At 56.1% G+C, this 15,172-nt stretch carries 16 protein-coding genes and 5 tRNA genes; 10 read left to right on the top strand and 11 right to left on the bottom strand.

Annotated elements, in window-relative coordinates; genetic code table 11:
- Positions 1–95 (top strand): IS3 family transposase (locus QQF33_RS21630; RefSeq protein ID WP_271121941.1); only part of this gene is annotated, 95 nt, incomplete at its 5' end.
- Between the two features lie 55 nt (positions 96–150).
- Here QQF33_RS21630 and QQF33_RS21635 read toward each other — a convergent pair.
- The gene (locus tag QQF33_RS21635; protein ID WP_072241805.1) at positions 151–300 is read right to left on the bottom strand and encodes an AcrZ family multidrug efflux pump-associated protein; all 150 of its coding nucleotides are present in this window, start codon (positions 298–300) and stop codon (positions 151–153) included.
- Positions 301–429: 129 nt separating this feature from the next.
- On the opposite strand from QQF33_RS21635, the gene modE reads away from it, so the two are divergent.
- The 7 genes from modE (at position 430) to gpmA (ending at position 8,235) form a co-directional block, all read left to right on the top strand.
- Complete coding sequence (gene modE / locus QQF33_RS21640) at positions 430–1,218, top strand: molybdenum-dependent transcriptional regulator (protein ID WP_285149048.1); 789 nt, start codon at positions 430–432, stop codon at positions 1,216–1,218.
- 67 nt (positions 1,219–1,285) lie between these two features.
- Positions 1,286–2,758: a molybdate ABC transporter ATP-binding protein ModF gene (gene modF / locus QQF33_RS21645; RefSeq protein ID WP_285158582.1), complete on the top strand. Its 1,473-nt coding sequence runs from the start codon at positions 1,286–1,288 to the stop codon at positions 2,756–2,758.
- Positions 2,759–2,965: 207 nt separating this feature from the next.
- Positions 2,966–3,982 (top strand): UDP-glucose 4-epimerase GalE, encoded by a 1,017-nt coding sequence (galE, locus tag QQF33_RS21650; RefSeq protein ID WP_285146580.1) that lies wholly within the window; start codon positions 2,966–2,968, stop codon positions 3,980–3,982.
- Between the two features lie 9 nt (positions 3,983–3,991).
- Entirely contained in the window at positions 3,992–5,038 is a 1,047-nt protein-coding gene (galT, locus tag QQF33_RS21655) for a galactose-1-phosphate uridylyltransferase (RefSeq protein WP_282492225.1), read from the top strand.
- Positions 5,039–5,041: 3 nt separating this feature from the next.
- The gene (gene galK, locus QQF33_RS21660) at positions 5,042–6,190 is read left to right on the top strand and encodes a galactokinase (protein WP_285149046.1); all 1,149 of its coding nucleotides are present in this window, start codon (positions 5,042–5,044) and stop codon (positions 6,188–6,190) included.
- Positions 6,184–7,224: a galactose-1-epimerase gene (galM, locus tag QQF33_RS21665; protein WP_285158583.1), complete on the top strand. Its 1,041-nt coding sequence runs from the start codon at positions 6,184–6,186 to the stop codon at positions 7,222–7,224. Before galK ends, galM begins: the two co-directional genes overlap by 7 nt.
- A gap of 258 nt (positions 7,225–7,482) precedes the next feature.
- Positions 7,483–8,235, top strand: a complete 753-nt coding sequence (gene gpmA, locus QQF33_RS21670; protein ID WP_102105244.1) for a 2,3-diphosphoglycerate-dependent phosphoglycerate mutase — start codon at positions 7,483–7,485, stop codon at positions 8,233–8,235.
- A 62-nt stretch (positions 8,236–8,297) separates the two neighbouring features.
- Here the strand turns inward: gpmA and aroG are convergent, their stop codons facing one another.
- Positions 8,298–9,350 (bottom strand): 3-deoxy-7-phosphoheptulonate synthase AroG, encoded by a 1,053-nt coding sequence (gene aroG / locus QQF33_RS21675; RefSeq protein WP_282492222.1) that lies wholly within the window; start codon positions 9,348–9,350, stop codon positions 8,298–8,300.
- A 317-nt stretch (positions 9,351–9,667) separates the two neighbouring features.
- On the opposite strand from aroG, the gene QQF33_RS21680 reads away from it, so the two are divergent.
- Positions 9,668–10,066 carry a YbgS-like family protein gene (locus QQF33_RS21680; protein WP_282492526.1) on the top strand — a complete coding sequence of 133 codons (399 nt, stop codon included), beginning with the start codon at positions 9,668–9,670 and terminating at the stop codon, positions 10,064–10,066.
- Positions 10,067–10,173: 107 nt separating this feature from the next.
- Entirely contained in the window at positions 10,174–11,112 is a 939-nt protein-coding gene (gene zitB / locus QQF33_RS21685; RefSeq protein WP_282492221.1) for a CDF family zinc transporter ZitB, read from the top strand.
- On the opposite strand, the gene pnuC is transcribed toward zitB, so the two are convergent.
- From pnuC to pal, 9 genes are all read right to left on the bottom strand, one after another.
- Complete coding sequence (gene pnuC / locus QQF33_RS21690) at positions 11,109–11,828, bottom strand: nicotinamide riboside transporter PnuC (protein WP_282492220.1); 720 nt, start codon at positions 11,826–11,828, stop codon at positions 11,109–11,111. The two genes, zitB and pnuC, sit on opposite strands and share 4 nt — an antisense overlap.
- Before the next feature lie 37 nt (positions 11,829–11,865).
- Positions 11,866–12,909 carry a quinolinate synthase NadA gene (nadA, locus tag QQF33_RS21695; protein ID WP_285158594.1) on the bottom strand — a complete coding sequence of 348 codons (1,044 nt, stop codon included), beginning with the start codon at positions 12,907–12,909 and terminating at the stop codon, positions 11,866–11,868.
- Positions 12,910–13,104: 195 nt separating this feature from the next.
- Positions 13,105–13,180, bottom strand: a tRNA-Lys gene (locus tag QQF33_RS21700).
- 29 nt (positions 13,181–13,209) lie between these two features.
- Positions 13,210–13,285, bottom strand: a tRNA-Lys gene (locus QQF33_RS21705).
- 29 nt (positions 13,286–13,314) lie between these two features.
- Positions 13,315–13,390 (bottom strand) — tRNA-Lys (locus QQF33_RS21710).
- Positions 13,391–13,393: 3 nt separating this feature from the next.
- Positions 13,394–13,469, bottom strand: a tRNA-Val gene (locus tag QQF33_RS21715).
- Positions 13,470–13,603: 134 nt separating this feature from the next.
- Positions 13,604–13,679, bottom strand: a tRNA-Lys gene (locus QQF33_RS21720).
- Between the two features lie 162 nt (positions 13,680–13,841).
- On the bottom strand, positions 13,842–14,636 hold the full coding sequence (cpoB, locus tag QQF33_RS21725; protein WP_282494091.1) for a cell division protein CpoB: 795 nt from the start codon (positions 14,634–14,636) through the stop codon (positions 13,842–13,844).
- A gap of 9 nt (positions 14,637–14,645) precedes the next feature.
- Positions 14,646–15,167, bottom strand: a complete 522-nt coding sequence (gene pal, locus QQF33_RS21730) for a peptidoglycan-associated lipoprotein Pal (RefSeq protein ID WP_003858578.1) — start codon at positions 15,165–15,167, stop codon at positions 14,646–14,648.
- Between the last annotated feature and the right edge of the window lie 5 nt (positions 15,168–15,172).

A 15,172-nucleotide genomic window follows, 5' to 3' on the forward strand; every position in this document is an offset into this window, starting at 1 on the left:
ACTATATCCATTACTATAACAACGAGCGGATCAGTCTGAAATTAAAAGGCCTGAGTCCGGTAGAATACCGAACCCAGACCCCGATAGCCGCTTAACATGAACTGTCCAACTTTATGGGGTCAGTCCACTAGCCGGGCGTTTTGGGAGGAATTAATGCTGCTTTTTAGGCTGGTCTTTATGACCGATGTTCGAAAAGACGTTGAACACTTCACCTAAGCCGTAGATGGCGCCGAGGATGATGGCCATCACTACGGGTACCATGATCACGGCGAATACCAGACTTTTCAACAACTCTAACATGGTGTTCTCCTGACTCTGTGAAGGACGTATTCTAACCTGAAAAGTCAGAAAAACATCCCCTTTTGTGCGGTAGGCTTTGCGCTGTCAGGCAATTGGGTCACAATACGCTTTTTGCCAGGACACCGTCTTATGCAGGCCGAAATTCTCCTTACCCTTCGACTTCAGCAGAAGCTTTTCGCCGATCCGCGTCGTATCGCCCTGCTTAAACAGATAGAACAAACGGGCTCAATTAGCCAGGGCGCGAAGAATGCAGGCATCAGCTATAAGAGTGCCTGGGACGCCATCAACGAGATGAACACCCTGAGCGAGCAGACGCTGGTCGACCGCGCCACGGGTGGCAAGGGCGGCGGCGGCGCGATTCTCACGCGCTACGGCCAGCGCCTGATTCAGCTCTACGATCTGCTGGCGCAAATTCAGCAAAAAGCCTTTGATGTGCTGAGCGATGACGACGCCCTCCCCCTCGACAGCCTGCTGGCGGCCATCTCCCGCTTCTCATTGCAAACCAGCGCCCGCAACCAGTGGTTTGGCACGGTGACGGCGCGCGATCACGATCAGGTGCAGCAGCATGTCGATATTTTACTGGCCGACGGCACCACGCGCCTCAAAGTGGCGATTACCGCCCAGAGCGGCGAGCGACTGGGGCTGGACGAAGGCAAAGAGGTGCTGGTGCTGCTCAAAGCGCCGTGGGTGAATATCACGCTCGACGCGAATCAGGCCAAAGAGGCCGACAACCAGTTGCAGGGGGCGATCAGCCACATCGCGCGCGGCGAGGAGCAGTGCGAAGTGCTGATGACGCTGCCCGACGGGCAAGTGTTGTGCGCCACGGTTCCGTTGGCCGATGCAGAAGATTTAACGCAAGGCGCGCAAGTCACCGCATATTTCAACGCCGACCGGGTGATTATCGCCACGTTGTGCTAAGTGCGTTGACAAACAGAACGACAGTGGGTATCCCTGATGCATATCGCTGCAAAAAATGGGATAACTCATGTCATCATTGCAAATTTCGCAAGGCACGTTTCGTCTTAGCGACACCCGAACCCTCTCACTGCCCGACTTAACTTTACGCGCTGGCGAAAGCTGGGCGTTTGTCGGCACCAACGGCAGCGGCAAGTCTGCGCTGGCCCGCGCCCTGGCGGGCGAACTCACTCAGCTAAAGGGTGAACGTCAGTGCAGTTTTCAGCGCGTGACGCGCCTCTCCTTCGAACAGCTGCAAAAGCTGGTCAGCGACGAGTGGCAGCGCAATAACACCGACCTGCTCAGCCCTGGTGAAGAGGATACGGGCCGCACCACCGCGGAGATCATTCAGGACGAGAGAAAAGACGACGCCCGCTGTCGGGATCTGGCGGAGCTGTTCGGGATCACCGGCCTGCTGGACCGACGCTTCAAATACCTCTCCACCGGCGAAACGCGCAAAACCCTGCTGTGCCAGGCGCTGATGAACGAGCCGGACCTGCTGATCCTTGACGAGCCCTTCGACGGCCTGGACGTGCTCTCCCGCGCGCAGCTGGCCACCCTACTCGCCACGCTGAATCAGCAAGGTTATACCCTGGTGCTGGTGCTTAACCGCTTTGATGAAATCCCGGATTTTGTGCAGTACGCGGGCGTACTCGCGGACTGCTCACTGACCGAAACCGGCGAGAAAGACGCGCTGCTCCAGCAGGCGCTGATTGCCCAGCTGGCGCACAGCGAAAAGCTCGACGGGATTGCGCTTCCGGAACCCGATGCCCCTTCGGCGCGGCATTTGCTGGAGAGCCACCAGCCGCGCATCGAGCTGAAAAACGGTACCGTCTCCTATAACGACCGCCCGATCCTCAACCAGTTAAGCTGGACGGTAAATCCGGGCGAGCACTGGCAGATCACTGGCCCCAACGGCGCGGGGAAATCGACCCTGCTAAGCCTGATTACCGGCGATCATCCCCAGGGCTACAGCAACGATCTGACCCTGTTTGGCCGTCGTCGCGGCAGCGGGGAGACCATATGGGATATCAAAAAGCATATCGGCTACGTCAGCAGCAGCCTGCACCTCGATTACCGCGTCAGCACGACGGTGCGGAACGTCATTCTCTCGGGGTATTTTGATTCGATTGGCATTTATCAGGCGGTGTCCGACAAGCAACACAAACTGGCGCAGCAGTGGCTGGATATTCTGGGGATGGATAAACGCGTGGCGGATGCGCCGTTCCACAGCTTGTCGTGGGGGCAGCAGCGTCTGGCGCTGATCGTGCGCGCGCTGGTGAAACACCCAACTTTATTGATTCTGGACGAACCGCTGCAGGGGCTCGATCCCCTCAACCGCCAGCTGATTCGCCGCTTTGTCGACGTCTTAATTAGCGAAGGCGAAACCCAGCTGCTGTTCGTTTCACACCACGCAGAAGACGCCCCCACCTGCATCACCCACCGTCTGGAGTTTGTGCATGATGGCGAAGGTTATCGCTATGCGTTAAGCCGCATTGACTGAGCATCCTCTTAAAGGGGGCTGCGGTCCCCTTTTTCAGATAACTGGCAGCAATACATTGCTATCTCTTTGATTTACAATGCGCTGATTCGTTGTGAAATTGCCTGTGTGATTCAGTGTAACCGATTCCACTATTTTATCCCATGTCACACTTTTCGCGTCTCTGTTATGCTATGGTTATTACATACCATAAGCCTAATGGAGCGAAATATGCGAGTTCTGGTAACGGGTGGTAGCGGTTACATTGGAAGTCATACCTGTGTGCAACTACTGCAAAATGGCCACGATGTCATCATCCTCGACAACCTGTGCAACAGTAAGCGCAGCGTGCTGCCCGTCATTGAGCGTCTGGCCGGAAAACAGCCCACCTTTGTGGAAGGCGATATCCGCAACGAAGCGCTGATGACCGAAATCCTTCACGATCACGCCATCGATACGGTGATCCACTTCGCGGGCCTGAAAGCGGTCGGTGAATCTGTCGCGAAGCCTCTCGAATACTACGATAACAACGTTAACGGGACGCTGCGTCTGATCTCCGCGATGCGCGCCGCCAACGTGAAAAACTTCATCTTTAGCTCTTCCGCCACCGTGTACGGCGACCAGCCGAAAATCCCTTACGTCGAAAGCTTCCCGACCGGCACGCCGCAAAGCCCGTACGGCAAAAGCAAGCTGATGGTGGAGCAGATTCTGGCCGACCTGCAAAAAGCGCAGCCGGACTGGAGCATCGCCCTGCTGCGTTATTTCAACCCGGTGGGCGCGCATCCGTCAGGCGATATGGGTGAAGATCCGCAGGGCATTCCGAATAACCTGATGCCGTATATCGCGCAGGTGGCCGTGGGCCGTCGCGATTCGCTGGCGATTTTCGGCAACGACTACCCGACCGAAGATGGCACCGGCGTGCGCGACTACATCCACGTGATGGATCTGGCCGACGGTCACGTAGCCGCGATGCAGCAGTTGGCGAATAAACCCGGCGTGCATATCTATAACCTCGGCGCAGGCGTCGGCAGCAGCGTGCTGGACGTGGTCAACGCCTTCAGCAAAGCCTGTGGCAAACCGGTGGCGTACCACTTCGCCCCGCGCCGCGACGGCGATCTCCCCGCTTACTGGGCAGATGCCTCCAAAGCCGATAAAGAGCTGAACTGGCGTGTGACTCGCACGCTGGATGAAATGGCACAGGATACCTGGCACTGGCAGTCACGCCATCCCCAGGGCTATCCGGATTAAGGACCCGACATGACGCAATTCAACCCCGTCGATCATCCGCATCGGCGTTATAACCCGTTAACCGGGCAATGGATTTTGGTCTCTCCGCATCGCGCCAAACGCCCGTGGCAGGGCGCGCAAGAGACGCCAGCGAAACAGACGCTGCCTCAGCATGACCCGGACTGCTTCCTCTGTCCGGGCAACACCCGCGTCACCGGCGATAAAAACCCGGACTACAAAAGCACTTATGTGTTTACCAACGATTTCGCCGCGCTGATGACCGACACACCGGATGCCCCGGAAAGTGCCGATCCGCTGATGCGCTGCGAAAGCGCGCGCGGCACCAGCCGGGTGATCTGCTTCTCGCCGGATCACAGCAAAACGCTGCCGGAGCTGAGCCTGAGCGCGCTCACCGACGTGATCACCACCTGGCAAGCGCAGACCGCCGAGCTGGGTCAGGATTATCCGTGGGTACAAGTGTTCGAAAACAAAGGCGCGGCGATGGGGTGCTCCAACCCGCACCCGCACGGCCAGGTATGGGCGAACAGCTTCCTGCCGAATGAAGTCGAGCGCGAAGATCGTCTGCAAAAGGCCTATTACGACGAAAACCAGTCATCCCTGCTGGCGGATTACGTGCAGCGCGAGCTGGCAGACGGCAGTCGTACGGTCGTCGAAACTGAGCACTGGCTGGCCGTGGTACCGTACTGGGCGGCGTGGCCGTTCGAGACGCTGCTCCTGCCGAAAGCTCACGTTCTGCGTATCACCGATTTGAGCGATGCCCAGCGTGACGATCTGGCCCTGGCGCTGAAAAAACTGACCAGCCGCTATGACAATCTGTTCCAGTGCTCTTTCCCCTATTCCATGGGCTGGCACGGCGCGCCGTTCAACGGCGAAGAGAATCAGCACTGGCAGTTACATGCCCATTTTTATCCGCCGCTACTGCGTTCGGCGACGGTGCGTAAATTTATGGTGGGCTACGAGATGCTGGCAGAAACCCAGCGCGATCTGACGGCAGAACAGGCGGCAGAACGTCTGCGCGCCGTCAGCGATGTCCATTACCGCGAATCAGGAGTCTAATAAATGAGTCTGAAAGATAAAACACAATCCCTGTTTGCTGAAAAATTCGGCTACCCTGCCACCCACGCGATTCAGGCTCCAGGCCGCGTCAATCTGATTGGTGAGCACACCGATTACAACGACGGTTTCGTCCTGCCTTGCGCGATCGACTATCAGACCGTGATCAGCTGCGCCAAACGCGATGACCGTAAGGTGCGCGTGATCGCCGCCGATTACGATAATCAGATTGACGAGTTTTCCCTCGATGCGCCGATTGTCGCCCACGACACTCAGCAGTGGTCGAACTATGTGCGCGGGGTGGTCAAACATCTGCAGAAGCGCAACAAAAACTTCGGCGGCGCGGATCTGGTGATCACCGGCAACGTTCCGCAGGGCGCGGGCCTGAGCTCTTCCGCCTCGCTGGAAGTGGCGGTCGGCACCGTGTTCCAGCAGCTTTATCATCTGCCGCTGGACGGCGCGCAAATCGCGCTGAACGGCCAGGAAGCGGAGAACCAGTTCGTCGGCTGTAACTGCGGGATTATGGATCAGCTGATTTCTGCGCTCGGCAAAAAAGAGCACGCCCTGCTGATCGACTGCCGCACGCTCGGCACCAAAGCCGTTTCCCTGCCGAAAGGCGCGGCGGTGGTCATTATCAACAGTAATTTCAAACGCACCCTGGTCGGCAGCGAGTACAACACCCGCCGCGAACAGTGCGAAACCGGTGCGCGCTTCTTCCAGCAGCCTAAGCTGCGCGACGTCACCCTGAATGAATTCAATAAAGTGGCGCACGAGCTGGACCCGATTGTCGCGAAACGCGTCCGTCACGTTCTGACCGAAAACGCCCGCACCGTCGAAGCGGCCTCTGCGCTGGAGAAAGGCGATCTGAAACGCATGGGCGAGCTGATGGCTGAGTCCCACGCCTCCATGCGCGATGATTTCGAGATCACCGTGCCGCAGATCGATACCCTGGTGGAAATCGTGAAAGCGACCATCGGTGAGAAAGGCGGCGTGCGCATGACCGGCGGCGGCTTCGGTGGCTGCATCGTGGCGCTGATCCCGGAAGAGCTGGTCCCCGCCGTTCAGGATGCCGTTGCCAAAGAGTACGAAGCCAAAACGGGCATCAAAGAAACCTTCTATGTCTGCAAAGCAACCCAAGGAGCCGGACAGTGCTAAACGAAACGCCAACCCTCGCCCCTGATGGTCTGTCGTATCGCCTGCTGACCCTGCGCAACAGCGCGGGCATGGTGGTCACGCTGATGGACTGGGGCGCAACTCTGCTTTCCGCCCGCGTGCCAATGCCGGACGGCAGCGTGCGCGAAACCCTGCTCGGCTGCGCATCGCCGGAACAGTATGTTAATCAGGCGGCTTATCTGGGCGCCTCCGTCGGGCGCTATGCGAACCGTATCGCCAAAAGTCGCTTCACGGTTGATGGCAAAGAGTATGCCCTCGCTCCAAGCCAGGGCGAAAACCAGCTGCACGGCGGCCCGGACGGGTTCGACAAACGTCGCTGGCGCATCGTGCAGCAGAACGACTGCGAAGTGCTGTTCGCGCTGGAATCCGCCGACGGCGATCAGGGCTTCCCTGGCAATCTGTCCGCGACCGCCCTCTTCCGTCTGACGGACGATAACCGTATCAGCATCGAATATCGTGCGACGGTCGACCAGCCGTGCCCGGTCAATATGACCAACCATGCCTACTTCAACCTCGACGGCGATCAGTCGGACGTGCGCAACCATAAGCTGCAAATTCTCGCCGACGCCTATCTGCCGGTCGATGAGATGGGTATTCCGTTTGAAGGGCTGAAGGCCGTGGCGGGTACCAGCTTTGACTTCCGCAGTGCGAAAACCGTCGCCCAGGATTTCCTCAGCGACGATCATCAGCGCAGGGTGAAAGGCTACGATCACGCGTTTCTGCTGCAGGCCAAAGGCGATGTGGCTCAGCCCGCCGCGCAGGTATGGTCCGCCGACGAAAAGCTGCAGATGACGGTGTACACCACCGCGCCTGCGCTGCAGTTCTACTCCGGGAACTATCTCGGTGGAACACCAGCTCGTGAGGAAGGTGATTACAGCGACTGGCAGGGAATGGCGCTGGAGAGCGAGTTTCTGCCGGACAGTCCGAACCATGCCGAGTGGCCACAGCCGGACTGCGTGCTGCGTCCGGGGCAGGAGTATGTGAGCGTGACGGAATATCAGTTTACTGCGCGCTGACACCATGTCGGGTGGCGCTTCGCTTACCCGACCTACGGATCCTCCGGAAAACTACATCACGGCCCTCGTCCTGAGGGCTTTTTTTTGTCCGCATCGCTGAAAATAGCGCCAATCGCAGACAAAATCATAACCCGCAATTCACAAGCATCTTACACTGAGACACTATTTTCGCTATGGTTAGGGTTAAGCGTTGCCGCCTGAGCGATCACGGCAATATAATGAGAATTGTTATCATTCAAAATGCTTAAGGAGTGCAATATGGCTGTAACTAAGCTGGTTCTGGTGCGCCATGGCGAAAGCCAGTGGAACAACGAAAACCGCTTCACCGGTTGGTATGATGTTGATCTGTCTGAGAAAGGCGTGAGCGAAGCTAAAGCGGCAGGTAAACTGCTGAAAGATGAAGGCTTCAGCTTCGATTTTGCTTATACCTCTGTGCTGAAACGTGCCATCCACACCCTGTGGAACGTGCTGGATGAACTGGACCAGGCCTGGCTGCCGGTTGAGAAATCCTGGAAACTGAACGAGCGTCACTACGGTGCGCTGCAGGGTCTGAACAAAGCCGAAACCGCTGAAAAATACGGTGACGAGCAGGTTAAGCAGTGGCGTCGTGGTTTTGCGGTGACTCCACCAGAGCTGACCAAAGATGATGAGCGCTACCCGGGCCACGACCCGCGTTACGCGAAACTGACTGATGCTGAGCTGCCACAGACTGAAAGCCTGGCGCTGACCATCGATCGCGTTGTGCCTTACTGGAACGACACCATTCTGCCACGCATCAAAAGCGGTGAGCGCGTGATCGTTGCGGCTCACGGTAACTCCCTGCGTGCGCTGGTGAAATACCTGGATAAGATGGGCGAAGACGAAATCCTCGAACTGAACATCCCAACCGGCGTGCCGCTGGTGTATGAGTTCGACGAAAACTTCAACCCAATCAAACGTTACTATCTGGGTAACGCTGACGAAATCGCAGCGAAAGCGGCAGCGGTAGCGAACCAGGGTAAAGCGAAGTAATTTTTCGCCTGATATAAAAAAAGCGTGGAGCCTTCCACGCTTTTTTATTGGGTCGGAAAGGGTCAGGCGCGACGCGCTTTCACCGCCTTCGCCAGCTGACGCAGGATCGCGTCGGTATCTTCCCAGCCGATACAGGCATCGGTAACGCTCTTACCGTAGACCAGCGGCTCGCCGCTCTCCAGACTCTGGTTACCTTCCACCAGATGGCTTTCAATCATCACGCCGATCACCGCTTTTTCGCCGTTTGCCAGCTGCTGACACACGTCCGCGCCCACTTCCATCTGCTTTTTGAACTGCTTGCTGGAGTTGGCATGGCTGAAATCGATCATCACGTTCGGTGACAGACCCGCTTTTTCGAGGCCCGATTTCACTTCCGCGACGTGTTTTGCGCTGTAGTTCGGCTCTTTGCCGCCACGCAGGATGATATGGCAGTCGCCATTTCCGCTGGTATTCACGATGGCCGAGTGCCCCCACTTGGTGACCGACAGGAAACAGTGCGGCGCACCGGCAGCGTTAATTGCATCGATCGCCACTTTCATGGTGCCGTCGGTCCCGTTTTTGAACCCGACCGGACATGAGAGGCCCGACGCCAGCTCGCGGTGAACCTGAGATTCCGTAGTACGTGCGCCAATCGCGCCCCAGCTCATCAGATCGGCCAGGTACTGCGGAGTGATCATATCGAGAAACTCGCCCGCCGCCGGTAATCCGCTGTCGTTAATTTCCAGCAGCAGCTTGCGCGCAATACGCAGGCCGTCGTTGATCTGGAAGCTGTTATCCATATGTGGATCGTTTATCAGCCCTTTCCAGCCCACGGTGGTGCGCGGTTTTTCGAAATAGACGCGCATCACAATCTCCAGCTCGCCCTGCAGCTCTTCGCGCAGAGTCAGCAGGCGCGCCGCGTACTCTTTCGCCGCGGCAGGGTCATGAATGGAGCAAGGGCCAATCACCACCAGCAGACGATCGTCGTTGCCTTTCAGGATCTTGTGGATCGCTTTGCGGGCATGAGAAACCGTGTTAGCGGCGTTTTCAGTGGCGGGGAATTTTTCAAGGAGCGCTACAGGAGGTAATAACTCATTGATCTCTTTGATGCGTAAATCGTCGTTCTGATAATTCATCTTCGTTCCGGCTCTGACATATTTTTAGTAAGGAATGCAATCCTTTCAATCTAACTTGTCAGCCTGGAAGTGTAAACGGGCTTTTACACTTCGCACGGATAATTCCTGGAATTAGGCTAAAAAACGCGACAAAGTAGCGAATAACGAGATCTGCCCTAAACTTTTTAAATGTAACCACTCTGTTTGTGCATTTAAACGTGATTCCATCCTGACATAAGTTCGGATTCTGGAATCTTTGACCACTGAGCGAATACTTTCGCGCATGCACTGTTGGAAGAAGTTATCCAGCATATAACGACCAGAACAGGAGCAGCATGATGAAAATGACTAAACTGGCAACCCTTTTCCTGACCGCAACCCTCACCATGGCAAGCGGGGCCGCGCTGGCTGCGGACTCAGCAAGTTCCGACAATAATGGCCAGGCTAACGCCGCCGCGGCAGCAGGCCAGGTAGCACCGGATGCGAAACAGAACGTCGCTCCGAATAATGTGGATAACAGCAACATCAATACCGGCAGCGGGACCAGCGGCGGAACCATGCTGCACCCGAACGGGACGGATTCCGGTACCATGAATCATGATGGTATGACCAAGGATGAGATCCACAAAAACTCGATGTGTAAAGACGGCAAATGCCCGGATATCAACAAGAAAGTTGAAACCGGTGACGGTATGAATAACGACGTCAATACCAAAACCGACGGCACGACCCAGTAATTCGAGCCCGATCGGATAAATGAAGGAGAGCGAAAGCTCTCCTTTCTTTTTTGTGCAAAATACTAAAAAATCTACACTTAGTATGATTACTCATCAGGATAGAGTTCATGGCGCACACGCATTCTCATTCGCAGGCTTCAGGGGACGAAAACGCTAAACGTTTGATGCTGGCTTTCGGCGTCACCGCCACGTTTATGGTTATCGAGGTTATTGGCGGACTGGTTTCCGGCTCGCTGGCGTTGCTGGCGGATGCGGGGCATATGCTCACTGACGCCGCCGCGCTGCTGTTTGCGCTGATCGCGGTACAGTTTTCCCGTCGCCCACCTAACGCGCGCCACACCTTTGGCTGGCTGCGTCTCACTACCCTCGCCGCTTTCGTCAACGCGATCGCCCTGGTGGTGATCACCATATTGATTGTCTGGGAAGCCATCCAGCGTTTCCGCGATCCGCAGCCGGTTGCTGGGATGACAATGATGGTGATTGCGGTGGCCGGGCTGCTGGCCAACGTCCTCGCATTCTGGATTTTGCATCGCGGCAGTTCGGAGAAAAACCTCAACGTCCGCGCAGCAGCTCTGCATGTGCTGGGCGATCTGCTGGGCTCTGTGGGTGCTATCGTGGCAGCGCTGGTGATTATCTCTACCGGCTGGACGCCGATCGACCCGATTCTGTCGGTGCTGGTCTCGTGCCTGGTGCTGCGCAGCGCGTGGGGATTGTTACGGGAGAGCGTGAACGAATTGCTGGAGGGTGCGCCCGTGTCGCTGGATATTCCGGCGCTGAAACGCAAGATGTGCCGGGATATTCCGGAAGTGCGCGACGTGCACCATGTTCATGTCTGGCTGGTCGGTGAGAAACCGGTGATGACCCTGCATGTGCAGGTGGTCCCTCCGCACGATCACGACGCGTTGCTGGGACGTATCCAGCACTTCCTGGAGCATCAGTACGAGATTTCGCACGTCACGATCCAGATGGAGTATCAGGCCTGTAGCGGGCCGGACTGCCATCTCAACGAGACGCAGCCCGACCATTCACACCATCACCACCATTAACTGGACAGCGCGTGGGAGCCACGCTGACGCGCGCTGTTAATCCACATCCGGCTGCCGTTCAGGGCAATAAAGGTGAGCAGCAGGTATTCGAGCGACATGGCGTAAACGCCCTGCAGCGCGAAGATCACCACGCTTATCACGTTGATGATGACCCACAGCAGCCAGTTCTCGACGTATTTACGCGTCATCAGGATCATCGCTGCGATCGACAGCACCATCATGCAGGAATCCCAGAACGGGAAAGCATCGGGCTGAAGCTCGGGCATCGTGACGTTCAGGCCGAGGCTCGACATCACTGACACCGCGACGCGGGTCAGGAAACCAAACACCGGGTTGATGTAGACCGTCATCAGGCCGATGGCGACCACGCAGGCGGCGAGCCAGGCGATGGCTTTCGGTAGCGGCAGCCAGCGGATTTGGAGCTCCGCTTCCTGCGCGCTGTTTTGCCTCGACCAGGCGTACCAGCCGTAGATGTTCGCGGCGAAGAAAAACAGCTGCAGCAACAGGCTGGCGTAGAGCTGGATCTGGAAAAAAATAATCGCGAACAGCGTGACGTTAATCAGGCCAAATGCGTAGTTACTGATCTTCTCCAGACTCGCCAGCCAGATGCAGAGCAGTCCAGCGAGCGTGCCGATAGCTTCAATCCATGACAGGTCGTAGCCGCCCGCCCCGATCGGTATGTGAACCAGGATGTTCTGCGTGCTAAAAAAATCCATCTTTTCCCCAGAGCGTAGTGATACGCGTTATCTCATCTCAGGAGCGTAGTGTAGCCGCAAAATCGAGCATGCGGTTAAGCGGAATTAACGCGCCGTCACGCAACGCAGCGTCGACGTGGATCTCATGGGCCGCTCCGCCTGTCTCCAGCCCCTCAGCAATCGCCTTGAGGCCATTCATCGCCATCCACGGACAGTGGGCGCAGCTGCGGCACGTCGCGCCTTCCCCGGCGGTCGGTGCTTCGAACAACTCTTTGTCCGGCACCGCCTGCTGCATTTTGTAGAAGATGCCACGGTCGGTGGCGACAATCAGCTTCTGATTCGGCAGCGTTTTCGCGGCATTGATGAGCTGGCTGGTGGAGCCGACGGCATCGGCCATGTCCACCACCGACTGGGGTGATTCCGGATGTACCAGAATGGCAGCGTCAGGGTATAAGGCCTTCATGCGCGCCAGCGCCTGGGTTTTGAATTCGTCGTGCACGATGCACGCGCCCTGCCAGCACAAGACATCCGCGCCGGTTTGCTTCTGCACGTAGTTGCCGAGGTGTTTATCCGGTGCCCAGATAATTTTCTGTCCGAGGCTATCCAGATGCTCAATGAGTTCGACGGCGATACTGGAGGTGACCACCCAGTCCGCACGCGCTTTGACCGCGGCGGAGGTGTTGGCATACACCACAACCGTGCGGTCTGGATGGGCATCGCAAAACGCGCTGAATTCGTCGATCGGACAGCCTAAATCCAGAGAGCATTCCGCATTGAGCGTAGGCATTAGAATGGTTTTTTCCGGGCTGAGGATTTTGGCCGTCTCGCCCATGAAGCGTACGCCCGCGACGAGCAGCGTCGAGGCAGGATGCTTCGCCCCGAAGCGGGCCATCTCCAGGGAGTCCGAGATACAACCGCCCGTCTCTTCCGCCAGCTGCTGGATTTCAGGATCGGTGTAGTAATGCGCGACCATCACCGCATCTCGCTCCTTCAACAGGCGCTTGATTTTTTCACGGTAGAACTGTTTTTCGTCCAGATCTAATGGCACGGGCTTAGGCGGGAAAGGATAGATTGCGGCTTCAGGATCAAACATCACGCTCATCATAGCTTCTCGTTTTACTGGCTTAACAATAATGTCTCTCTTTTGCGTTCTGAACGAAAGATACGACAATTGTGTTTTGTATACTAAACAAGATAGCGCGTTGGGCGGAAAAAGTCACAATATTTGGATAGCAAAAAGGCGCCTTTAGGGCGCCTTTTTACACTGAGATTTAACATCAAGTCACAATGCTAAAATTGGTGGGTCGTGCAGGATTCGAACCTGCGACCAATTGATTAAAAGTCAACTGCTCTACCAACTGAGCTAACGACCCCTTTCGGGACGGGCAAATTGTATTCAGGCTGGTGGGTCGTGCAGGATTCGAACCTGCGACCAATTGATTAAAAGTCAACTGCTCTACCAACTGAGCTAACGACCCGCTCGGATGCTGCCTGAATTCTGTAGTATTGGTGGGGCGTGCAGGATTCGAACCTGCGACCAATTGATTAAAAGTCAACTGCTCTACCAACTGAGCTAACGCCCCGAATGGTGGGTGATGACGGGCTCGAACCGCCGACCCCCTCCGTGTAAAGGAGGTGCTCTACCAACTGAGCTAATCACCCAACGCATACTACCGGGTACTACAGGAAAATCTTAAGTGGTGGGTCGTGCAGGATGACTCGGCTTCGCCTCGCCCTTCGGGCCGTTGCTGAAGCAACGTTATCCTTCACGTCTACCATCTTACTGCTTTGTTAATTGGTGGGTCGTGCAGGATTCGAACCTGCGACCAATTGATTAAAAGTCAACTGCTCTACCAACTGAGCTAACGACCCACTTTTTTCGCGGCTTTCGGGCTGTTCGATATCCCTTGGCAACGGCGGCATATATTACTGATTTAAGAATTCAGCGCAACAAAAATTTCGACGAAGATCACTTAACTGCTTACGAATCAGGCGGCACGACCAGAAATAACGCGATTTCTGGTCATGCGACACTCAACCCATCGATCCAAGACGTTTTTGCGCTTGTTTCGCACCTTCGGTGCCTGGGTACTTGGTGACCACCTGCTGATAAACGGCCTTCGCTTTCGCGCTGTCGCCTTTATCCTGCATGATGACGCCGACCTTAAACATGGCATCAGGGGCTTTAGGTGATTTTGGGTAGTTTTTTACCACTGAGGCAAAATAAAACGCCGCATCATCCTTTTTACCCTTGTTGTAATTCAACTGACCGAGCCAATAGTTCGCATTTGGCTGATACGTTGAATCAGGATACTTTTTCACGAAGTTCTGAAACGCCGCGATAGCATCGTCCTGACGCGATTTATCCTGCACCAGGGCAATCGCTGCGTTGTAGTCAGTATTCGCGTCACCGCTCTGTACAGGCGCGCCTGTGGAGGCTGACGCATCAGCTGCAGGAGCCGGAGTGGCTGTCGCCGCCCCACTCTGATCGCCCGCCGCGGGTTGCGCCGCTGCGCCACCGTTGCTCATGCCGTCGATCTGCAACAGGATCTGCTTCTGACGCTCGACAACCTGGTTCAACTGATACTGACTTTCCTGGATCTGACCACGGAGAGAATCAATATCGTTTTGGTTATCGGAGAGCTGCTGCTGGAGTTGGGTTAAAAGCTGACTGTGAGCATTAGAAATACGCTCGAGTTGAGTGACGCGGTCTTCGACCGAGCCGGAGCCGACACTACTGATTGGTGCCTGAGCAAAAGCGGCCCAGGGGGCCGCTATTCCAACCAGTAACGACAGACTCAATAGTTGATGTCTGAAGTTACTGCTCATGCAATTCTCTTAGTAAACCAGTACGGCACGACGGTTTTTGGAGTAAGCCGCTTCGTCATGACCCAGTACTGCAGGTTTTTCTTTACCGTAAGAAACGATGGAGATCTGGTCAGCAGAAACGCCTTTACCCTGCAGGTACATCTTAACGGCGTTCGCACGACGCTCACCCAGGGAGATGTTGTACTCAGGAGTACCACGTTCGTCCGCATGACCTTCTACGGTGACTTTGTAAGATGGGTTGCTACGCAGGAAGTTTGCGTGCGCATCCAGCATCGCAGCGAAGTCAGAACGGATGTCATACTTGTCCAGATCGAAGTAAACAATGTTGTTCTGCTGCAGCTGCTGCATCTGAAGACGCGCTTGCTCTTCAGAAGACATATTGCCGTTACCGTTAGCGTCCATACCAGTGCCGGCACCCATCATGCCTTCGCCGCTCTGGTCGTTGCTTGCATTCTTGTTGGAAGAACACGCCGCGATTGCCATTACAGGCAGAGCGATCATCAGCCCCTTCAGCACTTTGTTCAGTTGCATTTCTA

It is taken from the genome of Lelliottia wanjuensis (assembly GCF_030238365.1).
GTDB classification, from domain to species: Bacteria; Pseudomonadota; Gammaproteobacteria; order Enterobacterales; family Enterobacteriaceae; genus Enterobacter; species Enterobacter wanjuensis.

What these genes read in the sequence shown, in the direction of transcription:
- QQF33_RS21635 (WP_072241805.1), bottom strand. Translation starts at nt 300, where the DNA reads ATGTTAGAGTTGTTGAAAAGTCTGGTATTCGCCGTGATCATGGTACCC.
- modE (WP_285149048.1), top strand. Translation starts at nt 430, where the DNA reads ATGCAGGCCGAAATTCTCCTTACCCTTCGACTTCAGCAGAAGCTTTTC.
- modF (WP_285158582.1), top strand. Translation starts at nt 1,286, where the DNA reads ATGTCATCATTGCAAATTTCGCAAGGCACGTTTCGTCTTAGCGACACC.
- galE (WP_285146580.1), top strand. Translation starts at nt 2,966, where the DNA reads ATGCGAGTTCTGGTAACGGGTGGTAGCGGTTACATTGGAAGTCATACC.
- galT (WP_282492225.1), top strand. Translation starts at nt 3,992, where the DNA reads ATGACGCAATTCAACCCCGTCGATCATCCGCATCGGCGTTATAACCCG.
- galK (WP_285149046.1), top strand. Translation starts at nt 5,042, where the DNA reads ATGAGTCTGAAAGATAAAACACAATCCCTGTTTGCTGAAAAATTCGGC.
- gpmA (WP_102105244.1), top strand. Translation starts at nt 7,483, where the DNA reads ATGGCTGTAACTAAGCTGGTTCTGGTGCGCCATGGCGAAAGCCAGTGG.
- aroG (WP_282492222.1), bottom strand. Translation starts at nt 9,350, where the DNA reads ATGAATTATCAGAACGACGATTTACGCATCAAAGAGATCAATGAGTTA.
- QQF33_RS21680 (WP_282492526.1), top strand. Translation starts at nt 9,668, where the DNA reads ATGAAAATGACTAAACTGGCAACCCTTTTCCTGACCGCAACCCTCACC.
- zitB (WP_282492221.1), top strand. Translation starts at nt 10,174, where the DNA reads ATGGCGCACACGCATTCTCATTCGCAGGCTTCAGGGGACGAAAACGCT.
- pnuC (WP_282492220.1), bottom strand. Translation starts at nt 11,828, where the DNA reads ATGGATTTTTTTAGCACGCAGAACATCCTGGTTCACATACCGATCGGG.
- nadA (WP_285158594.1), bottom strand. Translation starts at nt 12,909, where the DNA reads ATGAGCGTGATGTTTGATCCTGAAGCCGCAATCTATCCTTTCCCGCCT.
- cpoB (WP_282494091.1), bottom strand. Translation starts at nt 14,636, where the DNA reads ATGAGCAGTAACTTCAGACATCAACTATTGAGTCTGTCGTTACTGGTT.
- pal (WP_003858578.1), bottom strand. Translation starts at nt 15,167, where the DNA reads ATGCAACTGAACAAAGTGCTGAAGGGGCTGATGATCGCTCTGCCTGTA.